Here is a 23,061-nt window from a genome sequence, read left to right as displayed (position 1 = left end):
TGTCAACGGGATTTGGCCGATACAGAAAGGCCACATTCTCCTGCTGAAGGCTTTTTCACGCCGGATTCACATCTGTCGAGCCGGTCGAGACCACCGAAGGGTTATTTTATGTTGAAGTATAACAAGCTTGCTGCGGTTGCTTTCGCAACAATCGTTACCTTCCAGGCTCCGGTCTTCGCGGCCGATGCCAAGGACCCCGTTGTCGCCAAGGTCGGCGATGTCGAAATCCATCAATCCGAACTCGATCTGGCGATCGCCAATCTCGATCCGCAGCTCGGCCAGCTTCCGGACGACCAGAAGAAGGTCGCAGCACTTTCGGCCTCGGTCGACGTGAAGCTGCTGTCGCAGAAGGCCGCTGCCGAGAAGCTCGATCAGACACCGGATTTCCAGTCCCATATGGCCTATCTGCGCGACCGCGAGCTGCACAATGCCTACTTCAAGGCTCACGTTGCCGACGCCATCAAGGACGATGAAGTCAAGGCCCGCTACGACAAGGAAGTCGCAGCCCTGCCGAAGCAGGAAGAAGTTCACGCCCGCCATATCCTCGTCAAGACCGAGGATGAAGCCAAGGCGATCATCAAGGAACTCGATGCCGGCAAGGATTTCGCCGCACTTGCCAAGGAAAAGTCGACCGACCCGAACAAGGCTGACGGCGGCGATCTCGGCTATTTCGGCCATGGCCGCATGGTCAAGGAATTCGAAGACGCGGCTTTCGCGCTTCCGGTCGGCACCTACACGAAGACCCCGGTAAAGACCGATTTCGGCTGGCACATCATCAAGGTCGAGGACAAGCGCAATGCTCCTCCTCCGCCGTTCGACCAGGTCAAGGACCAGGTTCGTCAGCTCGTCATGCGCGACAAATATCTTGAGCTCCTGAACAAGGCCAAGCAGGACACCAAGGTCGTCATCAACGATCCGGCGCTCAGCAAGGCCTATGACGATGCGCAGAAGCAGCAGGATGCGGCGCCGGCCGACGACGCCGTTGCTCCCGCCGATGGTGCGGCAGCGCCCGACGCTCAGCCGCAGCAGTAAGTCACAGCAGTCAAGCAATCAGGGCCTGGGTTTTCCAGGCCCTTTCCTGTTAGGTGGGTCTCATGTCCGGTTCCGTCTCTCCGCTCGCTCCTAAAACCTTTACTGCCATGCCTGCGCTTCGCGGTGTGCGCATGACCACGGCATCCGCCGGTATCAAGTACAAGAACCGGACCGACGTCCTGCTGATGGTTTTCGACAAGCCGGCCGCCGTTGCGGGCGTCTTCACCCGTTCGAAGTGCCCTTCGGCTCCGGTCGATTTCTGCCGCAAGAACTTGGCACACGGCAGCGCGCGCGCCGTCGTCGTCAATTCCGGCAATGCCAATGCCTTCACCGGTTTGAAGGGCCGCCAGGCGACCGAGCTGACGGCCAAGTCCGCAGCTGCGGCTGTGGGCTGCAGTGAAAACGAAGTCTATCTCGCCTCCACCGGCGTCATCGGCGAGCCGCTTGACGCCGCCAAGTTTGCCGGTGTGCTCGATACCATGGCCAAGGATGCGACGAGCGATTTCTGGTTCGAGGCCGCCAAGGCGATCATGACTACGGACACCTATCCGAAGGTGGCGACCCGCACCGCCGAGATTGGCGGCGTCAAGGTCACCATCAACGGCATTGCCAAGGGCGCCGGCATGATCGCGCCCGACATGGCGACGATGCTCTCCTTCGTGGTCACCGATGCCGATATCTCCTCTGCCGTTCTGCAGACGCTGCTTTCCGACGGCGTCGGCCCGAGTTTCAATTCGATGACGGTCGACAGCGACACCTCGACCTCGGACACGCTGATGCTGTTTGCCACGGGTGCCGCCGCAGCCGACGGCCAGGCGCATATCGACCGTGCCGACGATCCGAAGCTTGCCGGTTTCCGTGCGGCACTCAATGAGCTTTTGAAGGATCTCGCCATCCAGGTCGTTCGCGACGGCGAAGGCGCGACCAAGATGCTCGAGATTACCGTGACGGGCGCCGAAAATGACGCGGCCGCCAAGCGCATAGCCCTTTCGATCGCCAATTCGCCGCTGGTCAAGACTGCGGCCGCCGGCGAAGACGCCAATTGGGGCCGCATCGTCATGGCGGTCGGCAAGGCGGGCGAAATGGCGGACCGCGACAAGCTCGCCATCTGGTTCGGCGACGTTCGCGTCGCCGTCGACGGCGAGCGCGACCCTTCCTATTCCGAGGAAGCCGCCTCGAATGTCATGAAGCAGCAGGATATTCCGGTGAAGGTCGATCTCGGCCTCGGCAACGGCAGCGCTACGGTCTGGACCTGCGACCTCACCAAGGAATATGTTGCCATCAATGGCGACTACCGGAGCTGATACCTCGCTGATGCATGCGCAGTCCACGATAAACAAGCTGCCCCTGGTGCGCAGGCTCGAAGCCGTCGGCTTTCGGGCATGGCCTGCTTCGTCGGTGCAATATGATGGCAGCTGGCAGATCCGGCTCACGGCGGGTCATCCGTCGAAGCGGCTGAATTCCGTCGTGCCGCTCGATCCCTCCGATCATCGCGATCTCGAAATCCGGCTGGCAAAAGCACAGCGCAAGTTCGAGGCCTACGGCAGGCCGATGGTCGTGCGCGAGACGCCTCTCGCCTCGCCGAAACTCATCGATCTCCTGCGGGAGCGCGGCTGGACGTGTTTCGACGAAACGATCGTCATGACCGCCAATCTCATCGATCTCGAACTGCCCGACATGCTGGATCACCTGCCGAGCCACGATGTCGGCCGCTTTGTCGATGCGAGTCTCGTTGTCGATGAGGCCGATCCGGCTCTGAAGCCCGCATTGGCCGAAGTGGTGAGCGGCATCAAACCGCCATCAGGCCTCTTCGTCATCGAGGATGCCGAAGCCGGTCCTTTGGCAACGACGCTTTGCGTGCAGGACAATGATCTTGCCGGTATCATGTCGGTTGCAGTCTCGCCGCAGCACCGGCGCAAGGGATTGGGCGTCGAAATCCTGACTTCTGCGTTGCGCTGGGCCCGTATGCGCAGCGCCAAGACCGCCTGGCTTCAGGTCAGCGCCGACAATGCGCCGGCTCTGGCGCTCTATGTCCGTTTCGGCTTCCATGAAGCCTATCGTTATCGCTATTGGCAACCGCCGAGGGCTGCATGAGCGAGGCTGGCCGCAAGATCGTTCTCGTTGCCGCCTGTGCGCTTATCGACGCGGATGGCCGCATCCTGCTGGCCCAGCGTCCTGAGGGAAAATCGCTCGCCGGCCTGTGGGAATTTCCCGGCGGCAAGGTGGAAGCCGGCGAGACGCCCGAGGAGACCCTGGTGCGCGAGCTTCAGGAAGAGCTTGGCATCCAGACGAAAATCGCCTGTCTCGCGCCGCTGACTTTTGCCAGCCACACTTACGAAACCTTTCATCTCCTGATGCCGCTTTACATCTGCCGGCGCTATGAGGGGATACCGCATGGCCGGGAAGGGCAGGCGATCAAATGGGTGCGGCCGCAAGTTTTGCGTGATTACCCCATGCCGCCGGCCGACGAGCCGCTGATTCCGTTTTTGCAGGATCTGCTTTAGCTTTTTAAGGCAGCTTTTTAAGGTAAGGGCTGAGGTAACGCTGCCATCGGTGGCGTCGCGCCGTGTTTAGATATCCTTGAATTTGAAACTTGATTTTGCAAGTTGATCGAGGTGGGAGACGCCGGGCTCCCTGGGGGGCGCATCGGTCTTCGGCATTCTGCGGAGCAAATCCGTGAGCATGTCAGATTGCCTGCCGCACTCACCGCGAATCGCCTCCAGATGTTCGAGCATCAGTCCAAAGGCATAAATCCCGGCACCGCTAAAAGCGTAGGAAAGGGCGGCTATCAGCCCTGCCGCTACGCCAGCCGCACTTCCAATAAACAACGTCGCAATCCCGAACAGGATCGCAATACCAATCACCAAACCGCCAACCGCCTTGAACAAACCTGCCATGTGCAAATTCCCACAATCCAAGATAACAAAATACAACTTCCACGATAAATCGTGGGCGCGCAAGCGTCAATCTCTATTATTTGGCGTGTCGAGGAAATCTTCCCGCAGCGCGTGCGCCCGCGAAGCGAATTCGATGTTCCGTAGCGGGCGGATCTTTTTCGGGTTTGCGCAATGAGGGTTTGAAATGCGTAAAGGCGGTATGCCGCAAGTATGGTTAATGGCAATTAGCCCTTTTATATCAGTGGTATAGTCAGAATCGGATACTGTCCCAGAATTTTACGTCTCATTAATTTACATGTGGATATTAAGAGATCGTTTATGACCTTCTGGCATTGAATTCTCTCAATCAAGCGGTTGTTGGGTGCGTTAGAGAAGGCTTGACATAATGGACGACGATTTCTGGAAAGCTGTTCAGGAAAAAGAGCAGTCCTATTCCACGTCGCGCAGGACGGGCGCGTTGAATATCGCTTTGCTGTTCGGCACGGCGGCGGTTGCGCTTTCGCTTATTCTGACCCCGATGCTCTCGGACAAATCCAAGTCGCGCGTGCTTGCAAGCGCGCCGGATATCGACAATATTGCTACGGGTTCGATCCCGCAGACGGAAAATGGCAAGCGGTATACGATCCGCCGCAGCGTTTTGCAGCAGGAGCCGGGTTCGGTCTGCATCGTCCAGGGTTATGGGGCCGATACCGGCTGCCAATAACGCATTTCCAGGAAAAGTGCGCAGCGGTTTTCCGTCCGGAATGCGTAAGGAAACAAAAGACAGAGCGTTTCGCGCATCGAAGAAAAGCGGAAATGCTGATAGTGCATGAGCATAGCCTGCCGGATGCCATGACGAGCATCGGATTCATCAGTTGTCCAATGCTGGGAGCTTCGAGCTTATGCGTTCCGTTCGGCGTATTTTCACCGACAAGACCGGTGCCACGGTCATTGAATATGGTCTCATTGCAGCCTTGATGTCGGCCGCAATCATCAGTGGTGTCGGCGCCTTCGGCGGCAGCCTCTCAAGCACATTCAATCTTCTATCCAATACGGTACAGAATTCGGCAGCGTCGCAGAACTGACGCGATCGCCTACTGTTTGAGCTTGTGCTCTTCAACCTTGAGCGCATCGGCCAACCGCGCCTTGGCCGAACCCGGCTGTAACGGCTTCTGCTGGCTCTCGTGCGGTGCCCAGCCTGAGACATAGATGATGGAGAATGTCGCCCTGATCCGCCCGTCCGGATCGGAATAGCGCTCGGCGTAGAGCTCGGCCGCGCGCAGAAAGAAGGCGCGCGTCAGCGGCTTGCGGCTGCGATCGACCAACGGATTGGTCATGCCCATGGCGCGCAGGTCGCGCATCAGGGCAAACAGATTGTCGTAGCGCACCGTATAGGTTTCGGCGTCGATGACGGGTAGGGTAAAGCCGGCACGCTGGAGGAGACCGCCGATATCGCGGACATCGGCAAAGGGGATGACGCGCGGGCTGGCCCCGCCCGTAAGCTCGATCTCTGTCGCGAGCAGCACATCGCGCAATTCCTGCAGGGTTCCCGAGCCCGGGATCGCCGCCAGGAAAAGACCGTCGGCCTTCAGCGCGCGGCGGATCTGGATGAAGACGCCCGGGGTGTCGTTGGTGACATGCAGGCTGAGCGGAGAAAGCACGAGGTTGATCGATTCCGGCGTGAGCGGCAGTTCCTCCGGCGGCGCCTCGATGATGGTCTCGCCGGGGGCAGCAAAACCCTTCTCACTTTCGATCCGTTTCAGGTGACCGACCTTGCCCGTCGCCAGAGCCAGGCGCGCGGCAATGCCGGTCGCCCCCTGCAGTTCGACTGCCGAATCGAAATGGCGCTCGGTAACAGCAAGCCGTTCGGCGAGCTCGCCAGCGGCAATGTCGAGCAGGAAAGCCGCTTTCGCGTCACCTTGTCTTAGCGCCCGGCGCTTGCGGGCCGAAAGCAGCGATTGGTCGAACACGATTTCCATGATGGTTTCCTGCGCTATCCTCAATTCGGCGGGTGGCCGGGCACACGCATTCCTGTTGCGCAATTCCGGACGGAAAAGCGCTATACACTTTTCCTGGAATTGCTAGTCTCAATCATATGGGGATGATGGGACGCGAAATCACCTTTTCGATGCTGAGCGCCGGGCTGAAAAAGCCTTGGATGGCGCTTGCCGATCTCGTCTATCCGCCCGCATGTCCGGGCTGTGGGGTTTCGGTGGGCGCACATCGAGGCCTCTGTCCGGCATGCTGGTCCGGTATTCGCTTCATCGAGCGGCCCTATTGCGAGGTACTGGGCAGTCCGTTTTCCCATGATCTTGGTGCCGGCATTCTGAGCGCCGAGGCGATTGCCGATCCCCCGGTCTTCGACCGTCTGCGCTCCGCCGCCGTTCACGACGGCATCGTGCGCGATCTCGTTCTCAGCCTGAAATATCGCGATCGCACCGATCTCGCGCCGATGATGGCGGGCTGGATGCTGCGCGCCAGCGACGGGACGGTCGCTGCCTGTGATGCGATCATTCCGGTGCCGCTGCACCGGGCGCGGCTGTTTGCGCGCAAGTACAATCAGGCGGCCGAACTTGCCCGGCATATCGCCCGCCTTTCGGGCAAGCCGCTGCTGGCGGCAACACTGCTGCGCGTCAAACGCACGAGCCAGCAGGTGGGTTTGGGAGCCAAGGCGCGGCAGGACAATGTGCGCGGTGCTTTCGCCATTTCCGAGCATAGAGCCGCCGATATATTCGGGCGGCGCATCGTTCTCGTCGACGACGTTTATACGACCGGCGCTACGGTCGCGGCTGCCGCGCGCGCCTTGAAGAAAGCAGGGGCTGCCGATGTCACTGTTTTGACCTTTGCAAGGGTCGTCGGCCATCTTATATGACAGTCAGATATAGGCTTTTACGGAGTGGATCATGGCATCCGTCGTTATCTATACGCGTGAATTCTGCGGCTATTGTGCCCGTGCGAAATCCCTGCTCGAATCGAAAGGCGTCGACTATGTCGAGCACAACGCCACCTATTCGCCGGAAATGCGGCAGGAAATGATTGCCAAGGCGAATGGCGCCTCGACCTTCCCGCAGATCTTCATCAATGGCAAGCATGTCGGCGGCTGCGACGACATCCATGCGCTCGATCGGGCCGGCAAGCTCGATGCGATGCTGGCTGCCTGATCCATATTGGCGAGGAAGAAACGGATGAGCTTCAAGGCTGCTGCCGTCCAGATGTGTTCCGGCGTCGATCCGGTGAAAAATGCGGCTGATATGGCGCGGCTGGTGCGGGATGCCGCCTCGCAGGGCGCGATCTACGTGCAGACGCCGGAGATGACCGGTGCCGTGCAAAAGGATCGCCCGGGGCTGCGTGCCGTGCTGAGGGATGAGCCGAACGATATCATCCTGAAGACGGCCTCCGAACTGGCGAAGGAACTCGGCATCCATCTGCATATCGGCTCGACGGCCATTGCGCTCGATGACGGCAAGATCGCCAATCGCGGTTTTCTCTTCGGTCCCGACGGCAAGCTCATCAATCGCTACGACAAGATCCATATGTTCGACGTCGATCTCGACAATGGCGAGAGCTGGCGTGAGAGCGCCGTCTACCGCGCGGGATCGGAAGCGCGCATCGCGTCGCTGCCGTTTGCGGAACTTGGCTTTTCCATCTGCTACGATGTGCGCTTTCCGCAGCTCTTCCGCGCCCAGGCCGTTGCCGGCGCCGAGGTGATGACGGTGCCTGCCGCCTTCACAAAGCAGACCGGCGAGGCGCATTGGGAAATTTTGCTGCGAGCCCGCGCCATCGAAAACGGGATGTTCGTCATTGCCGCCGCCCAGGCGGGCAAGCATGAAGACGGCCGTGAGACCTTCGGCCATTCGATGATCATCGATCCATGGGGCAAGGTGCTGGCATCGGCTGGCGGCACGGGCGAAGCTGTCGTCATTGCCGAGATCGACGTTGCCGCCGTTAAATCAGCCCATGACAAGATACCGAACCTGAAGAATGCGCGTGAATTTTCACTGGAGAAGATCGCGACGCCGGCGGCTGGAGGCGCCGCTGCTTGATCCGTTATTCGCTTACCTGTGACAATGCCCACGAGTTCGAGGGCTGGTTTTCCGAAAGTGCCGATTTCGATCGCCAGGTCGCAAACGGTTTCCTCACTTGTCCTGTCTGCAACTCGGCTGCGATCTCCAAGCTGCTGATGGCGCCCTCCGTGTCGACGGCTCGCAAGAAGGACGAGATGCAGACGCTCGCAATGGACGCAGCGCGCAAGGAGGCGATGGCAAAGCTCAAGGAAGCGGTTGACGCCATCAAGGCCAATGCAGAGGATGTCGGCACGAAGTTTCCCGAGGAAGCCCGCAAGATCCATTACGGCGAGGCGGATGCGCGCGGGATCATCGGCAAGGCGACGCCGGATGAGGCACAGGCCCTCGTCGAGGAAGGTATCGAGATCGCCGCCATTCCCGTATTGCCAGACGATATCAACTGATGCCGGCGGGCGCGGGCAAGCATCTCGCCATGTATAATTTCGGGCTGCATGTTGCGGCCTATGAAAGCCATGCAGTCGAGAGTTTTCGGTTGCGAGAAGCGGCGAATTTCGAGGCGGCTGCGCATGCTCGAGGTTTCATCGGCCGCTCCGGTTATGCCGGCGAGCCCGGCGCGGCTTGCTGGGGAGAGCAGGTCTTTCCGCGTTTCATCGAGGGCAGCGGTTTTCAGACCGCGCCGTCATCCCTGTCGCTTTGGACCGATATCGAATCGCTGATGGCATTCACCTATAGCGGCGTGCATGCGGACGCCCTGAAGGGCGCACGACATTGGAACGTCAGGCAGAGCTGGCCGCCGCTTGTCCTCTGGTGGGTGGATGCGGGGGACGTTCCGGAATGGAAGGATGGCGTCGAGCGGCTGGAGCATCTTCATGATCACGGGGCAAGCCCGACAGCCTTTTCGTTCAAGCAGTCCTATGGGCCTGATGGCCGACCTCAGAAGATCGATCGCCTGCGTATCAAGGAGATCGCTGCTCTTAACGCTGTGGGTCAGACCGAGTTGCTGGCGCATGTGCTGACATTGAAGGTTTGAAGCGCGAAGGCCTGAAAAAGGTTTGCAGATGCGCGATCAGCTCAGATTCGCCCGTTTCGCCAACAGCATATAGTTGACATCCATGTCCTTCGAGAGATTCCAGCGGTCCTGCAGCGGCGAATAGAAGACGCCGGTGCGGGCGGTGATCTCGAGGCCGCTCGCGGCAAGCGGCTTTTCGATCTCCTCCGGACGCACGAGCTTTTCATACTGATGGGTGCCGCGCGGCAGCCAGCGCAGGAGGTTTTCGGCGGCGAAGATGGCAAGGGCCGCGGCCTTCATCGTGCGGTTGATGGTCGCAACGAACATCAGGCCGCCGGGTCGCACCATTTTCGCGCAGGTCGACAGGAAGAATTCGACGTCGGCGACATGCTCGACCACTTCCATGTTGAGCACGATATCGAAGGTCTCGCCGGCCTCGGCCAATTGTTCGGCGGTGACGGCGCGGTAGTCGACGGGAACGCCGGAGGCTTTTGCGTGTGTCGAGGCGATGCCGATATTTTTTTCCGAAGGGTCGGCGCCGATGACGGTGGCGCCCATGCGGGCGACCGGCTCGGACAGCAGGCCGCCGCCGCAGCCGATATCGAGTACGCGCAGGCCTTCCAGCGGCCGGCTGCTCTTCGGATCCCGGTCGAAATTCTCGCAGGCGCGGTCGCGGATATAGGCGAGGCGCACCGGGTTGAACTTGTGCAGCGGCTTGAACTTGCCGGTGGGGCTCCACCATTCCGCCGCCATGGCGGAGAAACGGTCCACTTCGCTCTGGTCGATCGTGCTCTTTGCCGTTTCGTTCATGGCTCGCTCCGAGATTTGCGTCGTTCGAATGTTCGGACGACTGCACGCAATAATTCTATCCGTAGGGTGAAGTCGGACGATCGATGCGCGATGTCAAGGGCCTGCGGCCTTCGATCAGCTGTGGGATACCTCGATCGAGAGGCGCGAATTGCGATGGGAAGGTTGACACGGAGGTATCTTATGGCCGATCAATCCCCGGGCTGTGAAATGGACTTTCGGAACCGGGATCGATTGCGATCGACCGGCTTGTAGAGGAGTTCCTCATGAGACCACTCCGTCTCGCGACGGCCATCGCCATGGGCTGGCTTGCGGCCAGCCATGCAAATGCCGGGGACGGCAAGGGGTTTCGCCTGACGATCGACGGGGTCAGCGTTGGCATCAATCCCGGTGATACACTCGAAGTCACCATGAAGGACGGCAGCAAGGTGCCTGTGGAGCTGCAGCGCAGCGAGACGGTGACCTTCACCGGCGGAAAATTCTCCTTCGATCACGATGGCAAATTCACGGTCGCAAAGACGGATCTCGGGGGCGGCGTCCAGCAATATGCGCTGATGACGCCGATCGGCACCGGCATCATCGTGCAGGTCTATAAGGGTCTCAATCCTTCCAGCTATACCGATGCCGTCCTGCAGCAGATGGTGCAGGAAAGCCTCAATGGGGGCGCGAAGGTCAGCAAGCGGTCAACCCAGCGCACATTGCCGAGCGGTACCGTATTGAAGGGCCTCAAGGCCGAGACGACCACGGACGACGACGTCATGGAGTATGAGATCGTTGCGACCGGCCGGCCGGAAGGCGGCGTGCTTGTCGCGACCTTCCTCAACAGGGAAAACCTGCCTAAGGAAGGGGGTATTCTCGACAAGTTCTGGTCCACCTTAAAAGTTGATTTCTAGAGTAAACTTTTAGTCGCCGTGGCGTCCAGCGCTATTGCGCCTGCCCGACAAACTCGCTAAGAGACGGCCCCATTGAGATCACGCTTTTCCGGCTACCGAACCGGAAGGGCGATTTTGCATGTCGGGCTTATCGCATTCAGCCGCCCGGCGCAGGGTACTGGTAGAGGCACATGGCACGCATCGTGATGAAATTCGGCGGGACCTCCGTCGCTGATCTGGACCGCATCAAGAATGTCGCCCGCCATGTGAAACGCGAGGTCGACGCCGGTCACGAAGTGGCAGTCGTCGTTTCCGCCATGTCCGGCAAGACCAACGAGCTCGTTGGCTGGGTTCAGAACATGCCCAAGGTCGCCGGCGCCAATCACTCGATCTACGATGCGCGCGAATACGATGCGGTTGTTGCCTCCGGCGAGCAGGTCACGTCCGGCCTTCTGGCGATTGCGCTGCAGGCGATGGGCATCAACGCCCGCTCCTGGCAGGGCTGGCAGATCCCGATCCGCACCGACAATGCGCATGGCGCGGCCCGCATTCTCGACATCGACGGCGAAGACATGATCCGCCGGATGAAGGAGGGGCAGGTGGCAGTCGTCGCCGGCTTCCAGGGTCTCGGTCCCGACAATCGCGTCGCGACGCTCGGCCGCGGCGGCTCCGACACGTCAGCGGTCGCGATCGCCGCCGCCGTCAAGGCCGACCGCTGTGATATCTATACCGACGTCGATGGCGTCTATACGACCGACCCGCGCATCGAGCCCAAGGCACGCCGCCTGAAGAAGATCGCCTTCGAGGAAATGCTCGAAATGGCCTCTCTCGGCGCAAAGGTGCTGCAGGTGCGCTCGGTCGAGCTCGCCATGGTGTTCAAGGTCCGCACGTTCGTGCGCTCTTCTTTCGAGGATCCCGATGCTCCGGGCATGGGAGATCTGCTCAACCCGCCCGGAACGCTGATTTGTGACGAGGATGAAATCGTGGAACAGGAAGTAGTCACCGGCATTGCCTATGCCAAGGATGAGGCCCAGATCTCGCTGCGCCGTCTTGCCGACCGGCCGGGCGTTTCCGCCGCGATCTTCGGGCCGCTGGCCGAAAACCACATCAATGTCGACATGATCGTCCAGAACATTTCCGAGGACGGCTCGAAGACCGACATGACCTTCACGGTCCCCTCGGGCGATGTCGAGAAGGCGCTGCGCGTCCTGGGGGAGAACAAGGAAAAGATCGGCTACGATGTCGTCCAGAGCGAATCAGGTCTGGTCAAGGTTTCGGTCATCGGCATCGGCATGCGCTCGCATGCGGGCGTGGCTGCGACCGCTTTCCGGGCACTTGCCGAAAAAGGCATCAACATCAAGGCCATTACGACGTCGGAAATCAAGATTTCCATCCTGATCGACGGTCCTTATGCAGAACTCGCAGTCAGGACTTTGCATTCCTGCTACGGTCTGGATAAGAGTTGATTCACGACAGCTGACGACGGACCGTGACGGAGGCGAGTTTCGGCCGGCCCTGACGTGGGCAAGACAGGCATGACATCTTGATTCGGGAGCTAGTGGCGCAATGAGAGACCTATCCGGCGGTCCACGCGTTCTGCTCAAGCGGCTACGCGAATTGATGGCGGAGCCGCTGGAGCCGCAGGAGCGCCTTGACCGGATCGTCCGCCAGATTGCCAGCAACATGGTTGCTGAAGTCTGCTCCGTCTACGTGCTGCGCGCCGACGGTGTCCTCGAACTGTATGCTACCGAGGGCCTCAAGAAAGAGGCTGTCCACCTTTCGCAATTGAAGATGGGGCAAGGCCTCGTCGGCACGATTGCCGCATCCGCCCAGCCGCTCAATCTTTCCGATGCGCAATCGCATCCGGCCTTCCGCTATCTGCCGGAAACCGGCGAAGAGATCTATCATTCCTTCCTCGGCGTGCCGATCCTGCGCACCGGCCGGTCGCTCGGTGTCCTGGTCGTCCAGAACAAGGCGAGCCGCACCTATCGAGAGGAAGAGCTGGAGGCGCTCGAAACGACGGCCATGGTATTGGCCGAGATGATCGCGACCGGCGAGCTGAAGAAGATCACCAAGCCCGGCCTGGAACTCGATCTCACTCGCTCGGTCACGATCGATGGCGACAGCTACAATGAAGGCATTGGCCTCGGCTATGTCGTGCTGCACGAGCCGCGCATCGTCGTCACCAACCTTCTGAACGAGGATGCCGACAAGGAAATTGGACGTCTCGCCCAAGCGCTCGGATCGCTGCGCATTTCGATCGACGACATGCTCTCGCGCCGCGATGTTTCCATGGAAGGCGAACATCGCGAGGTTCTTGAAACCTACCGCATGTTCGCACATGACCAGGGTTGGGTGCGCAAGCTCGAGGAGGCCGTCCGCAATGGATTGACCGCTGAAGCAGCCGTCGAAAAGGTGCAGAGCGACACCAAGGCGCGGATGATGCGGCTGACTGATCCCTATCTGCGCGAGCGCATGCACGATTTCGAGGATCTGGCGAACCGGCTTTTACGGCAGCTCATCGGGCATTCCGGCCGTACCAGCGCCGAAGGCTTTCCGAACGACGCGGTCATCTTCGCGCGTGCGATGGGTGCGGCGGAACTGCTCGATTATCCCCGCGCCAATATTCGCGGCCTGGTGCTGGAAGAGGGCGCGGTCACGAGCCATGTCGTCATCGTGGCGCGCGCCATGGGCATTCCGGTCGTCGGACAGGCGGTAGGCATCGTCGCGCTGGCGGAAAACGGTGATCCGGTCATCATCGATGGCGACGGCGGCCATGTGCATTTGCGGCCGATGGCCGATCATCAGCGCTCCTATGAGGAGAAGGTCCGGTTCCGTGCCCGCAGGCAGGAGCAGTTCCGGGCTCTGCGCTCCGTCGAGCCGGTCACCAAGGACGGGCAGCGCATTTCGCTGCTGATGAATGCCGGCCTTTTGGTCGACCTGCCGCAGCTTGCGGAATCCGGAGCCGAGGGTATCGGCCTGTTCCGCACTGAATTGCAGTTCATGATCGCCTCGACCATGCCGAAGGCGGATGAGCAGGAAGCCTTCTATCGCAATGTCATGAAGCAGGCAGGCGGCCGGGTCGTCACCTTCCGCACGCTCGATATCGGCGGCGACAAGGTCGTTCCCTATTTCCGGGCGCATGAGGAAGAAAATCCCGCGCTCGGCTGGCGTGCCATCCGCCTCTCGCTCGATCGTCCCGGCCTGTTGCGCACGCAGCTCAGGGCCATGCTCAAGGCGTCGGCCGACGGCGAATTGAAGATGATGGTGCCGATGGTCACGGAAGTCTCCGAGATCAGGGCCGTGCGCGAACTCCTGCAGAAGGAAGTCCAGCACCTCTCGCGCTTCGGACACGGCTTGCCGCGCAAGCTGCAGTTCGGCGCGATGCTCGAGGTGCCGGCGCTGCTGTGGCAGCTGGACGAGCTGATGGCGGAGGTCGATTTCGTCTCCGTCGGCTCCAATGATCTGTTCCAGTTCTCAATGGCGGTCGATCGCGGCAATGCCCGCGTTTCGGATCGCTTCGATCCGCTGGAGCGCCCGTTCCTGCGAATCCTGCGCGATATCGTGCGCGCCGGGCAACGCAACAATACACCGGTGACCCTCTGCGGCGAACTGGCCGGCAAGACGATTTCGGCCATGGCCCTGCTTGGCCTCGGCTTCCGCTCGGTTTCCATGTCGCCGGCCGCGATCGGCCCGGTCAAGGCAATGCTGCTCGGGCTCGACCTCAAGGCCCTGTCCGATGTCATGGAGGCTGCGCTGGATGACAAGCAGCCCAAGGCATCGATGCGGGAGATCCTTGTGCACTTTGCCGAGAGCCACAATATTCCGCTCTAGCGCCCGATCCCGAAAAGCACGAAGCGGATTGCAGGCAGGACCATGCGCATAATATCAAAGCAGAAATAATAAGAAGAATTGGAGTAGAGGGTGGCGAAGCTTCCCGTTGAAAAAATGCGCGAGTTGGAACGCCGTTTCGGCGAGATCGAAGCTCGCATGTCCGCCGGCCCGGCCGCGGATGTCTATGTGAAGCTTGCTTCCGAATATTCCGAATTGCAGCCGGTCGTGACCAAGATCCGCGACTACGAGCGCGCCCTTGCCGAGGCTGCCGATCTCGAGGCCATGCTTTCCGACAAATCGGTCGAGCGCGACATGCGCGATCTCGCCGAAATGGAGCTGCCCGAGGTGAAGGAGCGTATCGAGACGCTGGAGCAGGCCATTCAGATCGAGCTTCTGCCGAAGGATGCCGCCGATGAGAAGAGCGCGATCCTGGAAATCCGCGCAGGCACCGGCGGCTCCGAAGCGGCCCTTTTTGCCGGCGACCTTTTCCGCATGTATGAGCGCTTCGCCGCCAGCAACGGCTGGAAGGTGGAAGTGCTCTCCGCAAGCGAGGGCGAAGCTGGCGGATTCAAGGAAATCATCGCCACCATCAGCGGCAAAGGCGTGTTTTCCCGGCTAAAGTTCGAATCCGGCGTTCACCGCGTGCAGCGCGTGCCGGAAACCGAGGCGAGCGGCCGCATCCACACCTCGGCGGCGACCGTCGCCGTGCTGCCGGAAGCCGAGGAAATCGATATCGAAATCCGGCCTGAGGATATCCGCATCGACACGATGCGCTCCTCGGGTGCAGGCGGCCAGCACGTCAACACCACCGACTCGGCCGTGCGTATCACCCACATCCCCTCGGGTATCGTGGTGACGAGCTCGGAAAAATCGCAGCATCAGAACCGCGCCAAGGCCATGCAGGTCTTGCGTTCCCGCCTTTTCGACATGGAGCGTCAGCGCGCCGACAGCGAGCGTTCCGCCGACCGCAAGAGCCAGGTCGGCTCCGGTGACCGGTCCGAACGCATCCGCACCTATAATTTCCCGCAGGGGCGCGTCACCGATCACCGCATCAACCTGACGCTCTACAAGCTCGACCGGATGATGGAAGGCGAGATCGACGAAGTGGTCGATGCGCTGCTGGCGGATTATCAGGCGAGCCAGCTCGCCCAGCTCGGCGAACAGGCATGAGCGGCGGGCAGGGGCCAACCGTATCCGGGCTCCTGCAGGAGGTGCGCGCGCGTTTTGCCGAGGCCGATCTCGACGATCCCGCCACGGAAGCCCGGATTCTTGTCGGCGGCCTTCTTCATCTTTCCGCTACCCGGCTCGTGACGCGGGGTTCCGAGCCTGTGTCCGAGGATGACGCCGCGAGGGTACGTGCGGCGATCGCCCGACGGCTCGATCACGAGCCGGTCTATCGCATTCTCGGCGAGCGGGAATTCTACGGCCTGTCGCTGCGGCTTTCGGCTGCGACACTCGAACCGCGGCCCGATACGGAAATTCTCGTCGATACGATGCTGCCGTATGTCAGGCGTCTTGAATCTCAGATCGGCAATATCCATATACTGGACATCGGAACGGGAACCGGCGCCATTTGTCTGGCGCTGCTTCATGAATGCCCCGGAGCGAAGGGCGTAGGTTCCGACATTTCCAGCGAAGCGCTGGAAACCGCTCGCGGGAATGCTGAGCGAAATGGCCTGGCGGCGCGGTTCAGGACCGCGCATGGGAGCTGGTTTGACGCCATCCACGAACGTTTTCATGTGATTGTCTCAAATCCGCCCTATATTGTGTCCAATGTCATTTCCACTCTCGCTCCAGAAGTAAAGGATTTCGATCCTCCCGCAGCCCTTGACGGGGGCCTTGATGGGCTGGATGCATACAGGGCGATCGCGAAGGACGCGGCTCGATTCCTGCATCCCGGCGGCATGATAGGTGTGGAGATCGGCTACGATCAGCGTGAAACGGTGACTTCGATTTTTGAAGGAGCAGGATTTTCCCTCGTCAAGGCGGTTCGCGACTACGGGCAGAACGACCGGGTTCTTGTGTTTGAATTTCAACATTAATGCGTCGTTTTCAGCGGATTTGTGGAACCCCGTTGTTATCGCAAAGAAAAAGCTTGGATTTCCTGAGGAAGCAATATAGGTTGCGCTCACGCGTTGGGCGGCTGGGAATGAGCGAGACGATTCGCTTATCTTGGACAGCCTCGGGGAACCGCTCTCTGGTAAGAGTGTCAAAGGTTGAAGATAACCCAATGCGTGATCAGTTTAATCTGACGTAGTCGAGCGGCAGACCGGCGCCAAAGCGCAGTTTGCTTGCGGCACGAAAGCCCTGGTTTGGCGTTGTCCGGACCGCGGCGGCGGGTGTCGTGTATGATTTTATCCCAACGAAGAGAATTCAGGTGAAGGATCTATGAGGCCAGGACAGCAGAACAAGCGCGGTCGGGGGCGTGGTAACAACAACAACGGCGGCGGCGGAAATAACAACAACAATTTCAACCGCAAGGGCTCGAACCCGCTGACCAGGACTTACGACAGCTCTGGTCCCGATGTGAAAATCCGCGGAACCGCGCAGCATATTGCCGAGAAATACGCGGCCTTGGCTCGTGATGCTCAAAGCTCCGGCGACCGCGTCATGGCAGAAAACTACCTGCAGCACGCCGAACATTACAATCGGATCATTGCCAGCGCGCAGGCGCAGATGCAGGAGCGCTATCAGCGCGACGATCATCATAACTACAACGACCGCGATAATGCCGAGCGCGACCTCGACGATATGGACGCGCAGGAAATCGACGATCAACCGCAGATGGCTCAGCCCTCGGCGCGCCCGCAGCATTCCGCTCCGGCGGTTGCCGCAGCGCCCGCGCACGAGGCCGAAGCCATCAACGGTACAGGCCCCCAGCCCGTAATCGAAGGCATTCCGGCCGAAGTGGCGATCGAAGAGGAAACACCGGCCGTCGCCGCCAGCGAGCGCCAGCCTCGCCGTCGCAGTGCGGGGGGCAATCGCCCGCGCCGCCAGCCGCGCCGCAGCGCTGCATCGGGCGAAGGCGAAGGTCAAGGTGATGAGGCCGGGTCTGGCGAAGCGCCGGCCATGGCGGACGCTGCTTCGGAATAAGACCTATGCGCGTTCCAGCGCGGACGGCAGAAATTGAAACGGCAACGGCAGTGCGACATGCGCTGCCGTTGCCGTTTTGCTGTGAGCGTATGAAAGGCGGAATGTCATCAAGCAGCGAGACGCAAAGATTCGATGCCGTCGGCTGGCGAAGCCGGGTTGAACTGCCCCATAAGTCGGCGCGCTGCGGCGACAAATCGCGTGCCTTTTTCGCGTTTCGCACCCTTTAAACTCTTCAAATACCCTCCCATATTCTCTCCAGTTGTCTTGCCGCAAATCTCAATGGCGGGAAGGCGGGGCCTGCCTCTAGAGGGGGCTCAATCTCAATCATCGGTCTGTGCCGGTCCGGGCAGAGCGATTCATGGAGGTCTCATATGAATATTGAAAAATACTCGGAGCGGGTACGCGGTTTCCTGCAATCCGCCCAAACCAACGCGCTTGCGCAAGGTCATCAGCAGTTCACGCCCGAGCACGTTCTCAAAGTGCTTCTGGACGACGATCAGGGCATGGCCGCCTCGTTGATCGAACGCGCCGGCGGCGACGCGAAAGCTGCCCGCATTGCGAATGATGCCGCGCTTGCCAAGCTGCCGAAGGTTTCCGGCGGCGACGGCCAGGTCTATCTTTCTCAGCCGCTCGCCAAGGTCTTCGCGACCGCCGAAGATGCAGCAAAGAAGGCCGGCGATAGTTTCGTCACCGTCGAGCGTCTTTTGCAGGCCCTGGCGATCGAGCCTACGGCCTCGACCTCGGCGACGCTGAAGAATGCAGGCGTTACGCCTGTTGCCCTCAATCAGGTCATCAACGAGATCCGCAAGGGCCGCACGGCGGACTCCGCCAATGCCGAGCAGGGCTTCGATTCCTTGAAAAAATACGCCCGAGACCTCACGGCGGAGGCGCGCGAAGGCAAGCTCGATCCCGTGATCGGCCGTGACGACGAAATCCGCCGCACGATTCAGGTCCTGTCCCGCCGCACGAAGAACAATCCGGTTCTGATCGGCGAGCCCGGCGTCGGCAAGACGGCCATCGTCGAAGGTCTGGCGTTGCGCATCGTCAATGGCGACGTGCCGGAATCGCTGAAGGACAAGAAACTGATGGCGCTCGACATGGGCGCGCTGATTGCCGGTGCGAAATTCCGCGGTGAGTTCGAAGAGCGGCTGAAGGCCGTCCTCAATGAGGTGCAGTCCGAAAACGGCGAGATCATACTGTTCATCGATGAGATGCACACCCTCGTCGGCGCTGGCAAGGCTGACGGCGCCATGGATGCGTCCAACCTTCTGAAGCCGGCGCTTGCGCGCGGCGAGCTGCACTGCGTCGGCGCGACTACGCTCGATGAATATCGCAAGCATGTCGAGAAGGATCCGGCCCTTGCCCGCCGTTTTCAGCCCGTCATGGTCGAAGAGCCGACCGTCGAAGACACGATCTCGATCCTGCGCGGTCTGAAGGAGAAATATGAGCAGCATCACAAGGTGCGCATCGCAGATGCCGCACTGGTGGCTGCTGCGACCCTTTCGAACCGCTACATCACCGACCGCTTCCTGCCGGACAAGGCCATCGACCTGATGGATGAAGCCGCAGCGCGTCTGCGCATGCAGGTGGATTCCAAGCCGGAAGAACTCGACGAGCTCGATCGCCGCATCATCCAGCTGAAGATCGAGCGCGAAGCCTTGAAGAAGGAAACCGACCAGGCCTCGGCTGACCGGCTGAAGCGGCTGGAAACAGATCTTGCTTCTCTGGAAGAGGAAGCCGATGCGCTGACCGCGCGCTGGCAGGCCGAAAAGCAGAAGCTCGGTCTTGCCGCCGACCTGAAAAAGCAGCTCGACGATGCCCGCAATGAGCTCGCCATTGCCCAGCGCAAGGGTGAGTTCCAGCGTGCCGGCGAGCTCGCCTATGGCGTCATCCCCAATCTGGAGAAGGAACTCCATGCGGCGGAAGAGCAGGATAGTGCCCGCGATTCCATGGTGCAGGAGGTCGTTACCGCCGACAATATCGCGCAGGTCGTCTCCCGCTGGACCGGGATTCCCGTGGACAAGATGCTGGAAGGTGAGCGCGACAAGCTGCTCCGCATGGAGGACGAGCTCGCAAAATGGGTCGTCGGCCAGGGTGACGCCGTTCAGGCCGTCTCACGCGCCGTCCGCCGCTCGCGTGCCGGCCTGCAGGATCCGAACCGGCCGATCGGCTCGTTCATCTTCCTCGGCCCCACAGGTGTCGGCAAGACGGAGCTGACGAAGGCGCTTGCCCGCTTCCTCTTCGACGACGAAACGGCGATGGTGCGCATCGACATGTCCGAATACATGGAGAAGCATTCCGTGGCGCGGCTGATCGGTGCACCTCCCGGCTATGTCGGCTATGAGGAAGGCGGAGCGCTGACGGAAGCGGTCCGCCGCCGGCCCTATCAGGTCGTGCTGTTCGACGAGATCGAGAAGGCGCATCCCGATGTCTTCAACATCCTGCTCCAGGTTCTGGATGACGGACGCTTGACGGACGGGCAGGGCCGTACGGTCGACTTCCGCAACACGATGATCATCATGACTTCCAATCTGGGCGCCGGGTATCTCACTCAGCTGAAGGATGGCGATGACAGCGATCTGGTGCGCGAGCAGGTGATGGATGTTGTCCGGTCGCATTTCCGGCCGGAATTCCTGAACCGTATCGACGAAATCATCTTGTTCCACCGCCTGAAGCGCGATGAGATGGGCGCGATCGTCGATATTCAGCTCGAACGCCTGCTGAAGCTGCTGTCGGAGCGCAAGATCGCGCTCGAACTCGACGATGATGCCCGTAACTGGCTCGCCAACAAAGGGTACGATCCGGTCTATGGCGCGCGGCCGCTGAAGCGGGTGATTCAGAAATATGTTCAGGATCCGCTCGCCGAACAGATCCTTTCGGGTCAAATTCCGGACGGTTCGCTCGTCAAGGTTACCAGTGGTTCGGACCGGCTTTTGTTCCGTCCGCGCCAGGCGGTAAACGAAGCAGCCTAGAGCAATTATAGGTAACGTGCGCAGCGGTTTTCCGTCCGGAACAGCGTGAAAACAAAGAAATAGAGTGGTTCAGAAATTCCGTGAAAAGCTGAACCGCTAAGTTGCGGCGGCTCAATAAATGAAGAAGTGCGGATGGCGGTCTTTGGGCCGCCATTTTGCCATGGGGCTACCCGACAGCTCAGCATGAAATGGGCCCAGGCTATTTGCTGGCGATCTGCTTCGTCTTCTCGTCGGTGAGCAGTGTATCGATGCGCTTGCGCTCTTCCTGGAATTTGGTGAGCGCATCGCCTTCCAGCGATTTGCCGCCGGGAAGGCGGATGCGCAGCGGATCGACCTTCGTGCCGTTGACGATCAGCTCATAGTGCAGATGCGGGCCGGTCGCGAGACCAGTCGAGCCGATGAAGCCGATAACCTGCCCTTGAACCACCTTTGCGCCCGGCACGATGCCCTTGGCGATGGCGCTCTGGTGATTGTAGGAGGAGACGTAGCCGTTCGCATGGCGAATGAGCGTCTGATTGCCGAAGCCGCCCGAATCCCAGCCGGCTTTCTCGACGACGCCATTGCCGGCGGCAATGATCGGCGTGCCGCGGGGCGCCGACCAATCGACGCCGGTATGCATGCGCGCAAAGCCGAGGATCGGGTGGCGGCGCATGCCGAAGCCGGATTTGAAGACGCCGGTGGGAACGGGATTGCGCAGCAGGAACTGCCGGATGCTCTTGCCGTTCTCGTCGAAGTAATCGATCGAGTGATCGGTCGGATCTTCGAAGCGGTAGAAGCGGGTGACGTTGTCGCCGAACCGCGCGTTGACGTAGAGCAGCTCGGAATCGGCCGTCGCCTGCCCCTTGTCGTCGGTGACGGAGAAGAAGGCTTCCAGCGAATCCGTCGGCTTCAACTGTGCCTGGAAGTCGACATTGCTCGCAAGCAGCTTGACGATCTGGGCCACCATTTCCTTGGTCATGCCGTAGGAAAGAGCGGCGCGATAGATGCCGTCATAGACGCTCGGCAGATCGCGCCCGGCCGCCAGGGCAGGCGCGTCGTTGTCGAAAGCCGTGGAGATGGCATCGAGCATCGGTGGTGGGTTCCCGGCTACGAATTCGCCATGGTCGTTCTGGGCTATTGTGAGCAGATGTTTCGTGCCGCGATAGATGCTGGCGCGGATGATTTTTGCCTGCTCGCCCTTCTGCAGGATGCCGATGCGCAGCACGTCGCCGGCGGAGACATCGGACGAACCGAAGAGCGGCTGGATCTTGCTTGCGACATCATTCGCGTCAGCCTTGAGGTAGCCGGCGCCCGTGAGTGCCGCGGCAATCGGCATGTTCTCGCGGACCGGAATGATGTCGTCGGCGAATTCTTCCGTCTGCGCGGTCACCGCTTCCGGAGCCGAGACGGACATGTTTTCTTCGACGATGCGTGCGGAAAGACCCGCCGTCAGGTCGACATCGGAATCGTCATTGGCGAAACGGCGCGGATCGACATAGTAGAGCGCCGAAAGCTGGGTATTGCCATCGGCCAGCACCGAACCGTTGGAACGGACGTTCTCCTCGACCTCGTCCAGCGACATGGAGCCGGCGAGCTGGAATGGAATGTCCTTGGCGGGAAAGGGGATCGTCTTCAGGCTGACTTCGGATTCGACGTCCGATCCGTAGATGGCACCGGTCTTGTTGGCCGGCTGCGGGATGTTGTCGTCCGTCGAAAAGATCGCCAGAGGATCGAAGGGCGGGTAGCTCTCGCTGGCGATGCGGTTGGTAGCGAGGGCGATCTTCACATGAGCGAAGGGCTGGCGGCGTACCACTTCCTTGTCGCCATCGCGCACAACGGTGGAAACCTCGAGAATATTGCGGTCGGAAGGCTTCGAAGCGATTGCGGTGGAAATCAGCCGGCCGCCGCGCGTGACCTGATCGTCGGTAGCATTATGACTGTCGATCGTCGCATAGGCTTCCGCGGGGATGGCGAGCTGCTGTCGGCCGTCGAGTGCGGCAAACAATGCCACTCCCATCAGGATGCTCGAGGTAACGCCGGTCAGGAAGGTGCCGGAAAGCCAACGGAGAGAAACCTCGCGCCGATCCGGCGCCCGCCTGCCATCGGCCAGGATCGGCGGCTCGTTACCGAGCGATCGGAGCATCATCTTGTCCGTCATCATGCCGATCGTGATCCGCTTCCTTCATGCAAGCCGCAGGCTGGGGGCGAAGATGTGCATATTTATGACAGGGGTGTCAAATCAACCGGTCGCTTTTGCGGCGAGTCATATGCTGTTTCCCATAAAATGGCTGGGGCGATGATGAGGGCGGGGACTTAGAAATGCGGCTTTGCAGCTTGTTCTGCCATCATCCGGCCGGCCAGAGCGCTTTATCGAGGATACCTGTGGGTGTTTTGGCGGTTTATTTGCGCTGATCACAGGGGTGTTCACAAAACTCACATAAGAATCAATCAGTTATTTGTTTTTTGATTTTTTTCAAAATCGGCCTGTTGACTTGGTTCGGAGGTAGGGTCTATAAGCCCGATCACTGACGAGGGCGGCGGCGCTGCTGGCGACGAAGTTTC

At 60.4% G+C, this 23,061-nt stretch carries 22 protein-coding genes; 18 read left to right on the top strand and 4 right to left on the bottom strand.

The window, feature by feature from the left end:
• Window positions 1-108 precede the first annotated feature (108 nt).
• From C7U61_RS16395 to mutT, 4 genes are all read left to right on the top strand, one after another.
• Window positions 109-1,032: a peptidylprolyl isomerase gene (locus C7U61_RS16395; protein WP_106999160.1), complete on the top strand. Its 924-nt coding sequence runs from the start codon at window positions 109-111 to the stop codon at window positions 1,030-1,032.
• A gap of 62 nt (window positions 1,033-1,094) precedes the next feature.
• Window positions 1,095-2,336 (top strand): bifunctional glutamate N-acetyltransferase/amino-acid acetyltransferase ArgJ, encoded by a 1,242-nt coding sequence (gene argJ, locus C7U61_RS16390; protein WP_106999159.1) that lies wholly within the window; start codon window positions 1,095-1,097, stop codon window positions 2,334-2,336.
• A complete protein-coding gene (locus C7U61_RS16385; RefSeq protein WP_106999158.1) occupies window positions 2,317-3,126 on the top strand; it encodes a GNAT family N-acetyltransferase in 810 nt (269 codons plus the stop codon). The genes argJ and C7U61_RS16385 overlap by 20 nt, the downstream gene beginning before the upstream one ends.
• Entirely contained in the window at window positions 3,123-3,536 is a 414-nt protein-coding gene (mutT, locus tag C7U61_RS16380; RefSeq protein WP_106999157.1) for an 8-oxo-dGTP diphosphatase MutT, read from the top strand. The genes C7U61_RS16385 and mutT overlap by 4 nt, the downstream gene beginning before the upstream one ends.
• 66 nt (window positions 3,537-3,602) lie before the next feature.
• On the opposite strand, the gene C7U61_RS16375 is transcribed toward mutT, so the two are convergent.
• Window positions 3,603-3,929: a hypothetical protein gene (locus C7U61_RS16375; RefSeq protein WP_106999156.1), complete on the bottom strand. Its 327-nt coding sequence runs from the start codon at window positions 3,927-3,929 to the stop codon at window positions 3,603-3,605.
• 385 nt (window positions 3,930-4,314) lie between these two features.
• Between C7U61_RS16375 and C7U61_RS16370 the strand changes: the two genes are divergently transcribed.
• Together C7U61_RS16370 and C7U61_RS16365 are read left to right on the top strand one after the other, a co-directional pair.
• Window positions 4,315-4,632, top strand: a complete 318-nt coding sequence (locus tag C7U61_RS16370; RefSeq protein ID WP_015341285.1) for a hypothetical protein — start codon at window positions 4,315-4,317, stop codon at window positions 4,630-4,632.
• Between the two features lie 178 nt (window positions 4,633-4,810).
• Window positions 4,811-4,993 (top strand): Flp family type IVb pilin, encoded by a 183-nt coding sequence (locus C7U61_RS16365; protein ID WP_106999155.1) that lies wholly within the window; start codon window positions 4,811-4,813, stop codon window positions 4,991-4,993.
• Window positions 4,994-5,002: 9 nt separating this feature from the next.
• Here C7U61_RS16365 and C7U61_RS16360 read toward each other — a convergent pair whose 3' ends face one another.
• On the bottom strand, window positions 5,003-5,887 hold the full coding sequence (locus C7U61_RS16360) for a methyltransferase domain-containing protein (protein ID WP_106999154.1): 885 nt from the start codon (window positions 5,885-5,887) through the stop codon (window positions 5,003-5,005).
• A gap of 116 nt (window positions 5,888-6,003) precedes the next feature.
• Between C7U61_RS16360 and C7U61_RS16355 the strand changes: the two genes are divergently transcribed.
• From C7U61_RS16355 to C7U61_RS16335, 5 genes are read left to right on the top strand one after another with little or no spacing between them, the layout of a single operon-like run.
• Window positions 6,004-6,780, top strand: a complete 777-nt coding sequence (locus C7U61_RS16355) for a ComF family protein (RefSeq protein ID WP_106999153.1) — start codon at window positions 6,004-6,006, stop codon at window positions 6,778-6,780.
• A gap of 31 nt (window positions 6,781-6,811) precedes the next feature.
• On the top strand, window positions 6,812-7,069 hold the full coding sequence (gene grxC, locus C7U61_RS16350) for a glutaredoxin 3 (protein WP_106999152.1): 258 nt from the start codon (window positions 6,812-6,814) through the stop codon (window positions 7,067-7,069).
• Between the two features lie 24 nt (window positions 7,070-7,093).
• Window positions 7,094-7,951 (top strand): carbon-nitrogen hydrolase family protein, encoded by an 858-nt coding sequence (locus C7U61_RS16345; RefSeq protein WP_106999151.1) that lies wholly within the window; start codon window positions 7,094-7,096, stop codon window positions 7,949-7,951.
• A complete protein-coding gene (locus C7U61_RS16340) occupies window positions 7,948-8,376 on the top strand; it encodes a DUF1178 family protein (RefSeq protein WP_106999150.1) in 429 nt (142 codons plus the stop codon). The genes C7U61_RS16345 and C7U61_RS16340 overlap by 4 nt, the downstream gene beginning before the upstream one ends.
• Window positions 8,376-8,963, top strand: a complete 588-nt coding sequence (locus C7U61_RS16335) for a DUF3291 domain-containing protein (protein ID WP_106999149.1) — start codon at window positions 8,376-8,378, stop codon at window positions 8,961-8,963. The genes C7U61_RS16340 and C7U61_RS16335 overlap by 1 nt, the downstream gene beginning before the upstream one ends.
• A 36-nt stretch (window positions 8,964-8,999) precedes the next feature.
• On the opposite strand, the gene ubiG is transcribed toward C7U61_RS16335, so the two are convergent.
• Window positions 9,000-9,752 (bottom strand): bifunctional 2-polyprenyl-6-hydroxyphenol methylase/3-demethylubiquinol 3-O-methyltransferase UbiG, encoded by a 753-nt coding sequence (ubiG, locus tag C7U61_RS16330; RefSeq protein ID WP_106999148.1) that lies wholly within the window; start codon window positions 9,750-9,752, stop codon window positions 9,000-9,002.
• Between the two features lie 263 nt (window positions 9,753-10,015).
• Between ubiG and C7U61_RS16325 the strand changes: the two genes are divergently transcribed.
• The 7 genes from C7U61_RS16325 to clpB all read left to right on the top strand — a co-directional run bounded on the left by C7U61_RS16325 (window position 10,016) and on the right by clpB (window position 20,520).
• Window positions 10,016-10,642 carry a hypothetical protein gene (locus C7U61_RS16325; protein ID WP_106999147.1) on the top strand — a complete coding sequence of 209 codons (627 nt, stop codon included), beginning with the start codon at window positions 10,016-10,018 and terminating at the stop codon, window positions 10,640-10,642.
• A gap of 170 nt (window positions 10,643-10,812) precedes the next feature.
• Window positions 10,813-12,087, top strand: coding sequence for an aspartate kinase (locus tag C7U61_RS16320; protein ID WP_106999146.1), 1,275 nt, complete (start codon window positions 10,813-10,815; stop codon window positions 12,085-12,087).
• Between the two features lie 100 nt (window positions 12,088-12,187).
• On the top strand, window positions 12,188-14,455 hold the full coding sequence (gene ptsP / locus C7U61_RS16315) for a phosphoenolpyruvate--protein phosphotransferase (protein ID WP_106999145.1): 2,268 nt from the start codon (window positions 12,188-12,190) through the stop codon (window positions 14,453-14,455).
• A gap of 90 nt (window positions 14,456-14,545) precedes the next feature.
• Complete coding sequence (gene prfA, locus C7U61_RS16310; RefSeq protein ID WP_106999144.1) at window positions 14,546-15,625, top strand: peptide chain release factor 1; 1,080 nt, start codon at window positions 14,546-14,548, stop codon at window positions 15,623-15,625.
• Entirely contained in the window at window positions 15,622-16,497 is an 876-nt protein-coding gene (prmC, locus tag C7U61_RS16305; protein WP_106999143.1) for a peptide chain release factor N(5)-glutamine methyltransferase, read from the top strand. Before prfA ends, prmC begins: the two co-directional genes overlap by 4 nt.
• Before the next feature lie 346 nt (window positions 16,498-16,843).
• Window positions 16,844-17,548: a DUF4167 domain-containing protein gene (locus C7U61_RS16300; RefSeq protein WP_106999142.1), complete on the top strand. Its 705-nt coding sequence runs from the start codon at window positions 16,844-16,846 to the stop codon at window positions 17,546-17,548.
• A 371-nt stretch (window positions 17,549-17,919) separates the two neighbouring features.
• Window positions 17,920-20,520 (top strand): ATP-dependent chaperone ClpB, encoded by a 2,601-nt coding sequence (gene clpB / locus C7U61_RS16295; RefSeq protein ID WP_106999141.1) that lies wholly within the window; start codon window positions 17,920-17,922, stop codon window positions 20,518-20,520.
• 199 nt (window positions 20,521-20,719) lie between these two features.
• Here clpB and C7U61_RS16290 read toward each other — a convergent pair whose 3' ends face one another.
• Complete coding sequence (locus C7U61_RS16290) at window positions 20,720-22,660, bottom strand: M23 family metallopeptidase (protein WP_106999140.1); 1,941 nt, start codon at window positions 22,658-22,660, stop codon at window positions 20,720-20,722.
• Window positions 22,661-23,061 lie beyond the last annotated feature (401 nt).

Source organism: Rhizobium sp. JAB6, from assembly GCF_003024605.1.
Lineage (GTDB): Bacteria > Pseudomonadota > Alphaproteobacteria > Rhizobiales > Rhizobiaceae > Rhizobium.
Note: the sequence above shows the minus strand (reverse complement) of the source record. Positions and strands in the feature narration are given on the sequence as shown.

What these genes read in the sequence shown, in the direction of transcription:
- C7U61_RS16395 (WP_106999160.1), top strand. Translation starts at nt 109, where the DNA reads ATGTTGAAGTATAACAAGCTTGCTGCGGTTGCTTTCGCAACAATCGTT.
- argJ (WP_106999159.1), top strand. Translation starts at nt 1,095, where the DNA reads ATGTCCGGTTCCGTCTCTCCGCTCGCTCCTAAAACCTTTACTGCCATG.
- C7U61_RS16385 (WP_106999158.1), top strand. Translation starts at nt 2,317, where the DNA reads ATGGCGACTACCGGAGCTGATACCTCGCTGATGCATGCGCAGTCCACG.
- mutT (WP_106999157.1), top strand. Translation starts at nt 3,123, where the DNA reads ATGAGCGAGGCTGGCCGCAAGATCGTTCTCGTTGCCGCCTGTGCGCTT.
- C7U61_RS16375 (WP_106999156.1), bottom strand. Translation starts at nt 3,929, where the DNA reads ATGGCAGGTTTGTTCAAGGCGGTTGGCGGTTTGGTGATTGGTATTGCG.
- C7U61_RS16370 (WP_015341285.1), top strand. Translation starts at nt 4,315, where the DNA reads ATGGACGACGATTTCTGGAAAGCTGTTCAGGAAAAAGAGCAGTCCTAT.
- C7U61_RS16365 (WP_106999155.1), top strand. Translation starts at nt 4,811, where the DNA reads ATGCGTTCCGTTCGGCGTATTTTCACCGACAAGACCGGTGCCACGGTC.
- C7U61_RS16360 (WP_106999154.1), bottom strand. Translation starts at nt 5,887, where the DNA reads ATGGAAATCGTGTTCGACCAATCGCTGCTTTCGGCCCGCAAGCGCCGG.
- C7U61_RS16355 (WP_106999153.1), top strand. Translation starts at nt 6,004, where the DNA reads ATGGGGATGATGGGACGCGAAATCACCTTTTCGATGCTGAGCGCCGGG.
- grxC (WP_106999152.1), top strand. Translation starts at nt 6,812, where the DNA reads ATGGCATCCGTCGTTATCTATACGCGTGAATTCTGCGGCTATTGTGCC.
- C7U61_RS16345 (WP_106999151.1), top strand. Translation starts at nt 7,094, where the DNA reads ATGAGCTTCAAGGCTGCTGCCGTCCAGATGTGTTCCGGCGTCGATCCG.
- C7U61_RS16335 (WP_106999149.1), top strand. Translation starts at nt 8,376, where the DNA reads ATGCCGGCGGGCGCGGGCAAGCATCTCGCCATGTATAATTTCGGGCTG.
- ubiG (WP_106999148.1), bottom strand. Translation starts at nt 9,752, where the DNA reads ATGAACGAAACGGCAAAGAGCACGATCGACCAGAGCGAAGTGGACCGT.
- C7U61_RS16325 (WP_106999147.1), top strand. Translation starts at nt 10,016, where the DNA reads ATGAGACCACTCCGTCTCGCGACGGCCATCGCCATGGGCTGGCTTGCG.
- C7U61_RS16320 (WP_106999146.1), top strand. Translation starts at nt 10,813, where the DNA reads ATGGCACGCATCGTGATGAAATTCGGCGGGACCTCCGTCGCTGATCTG.
- ptsP (WP_106999145.1), top strand. Translation starts at nt 12,188, where the DNA reads ATGAGAGACCTATCCGGCGGTCCACGCGTTCTGCTCAAGCGGCTACGC.
- prmC (WP_106999143.1), top strand. Translation starts at nt 15,622, where the DNA reads ATGAGCGGCGGGCAGGGGCCAACCGTATCCGGGCTCCTGCAGGAGGTG.
- C7U61_RS16300 (WP_106999142.1), top strand. Translation starts at nt 16,844, where the DNA reads ATGAGGCCAGGACAGCAGAACAAGCGCGGTCGGGGGCGTGGTAACAAC.
- clpB (WP_106999141.1), top strand. Translation starts at nt 17,920, where the DNA reads ATGAATATTGAAAAATACTCGGAGCGGGTACGCGGTTTCCTGCAATCC.
- C7U61_RS16290 (WP_106999140.1), bottom strand. Translation starts at nt 22,660, where the DNA reads ATGATGACGGACAAGATGATGCTCCGATCGCTCGGTAACGAGCCGCCG.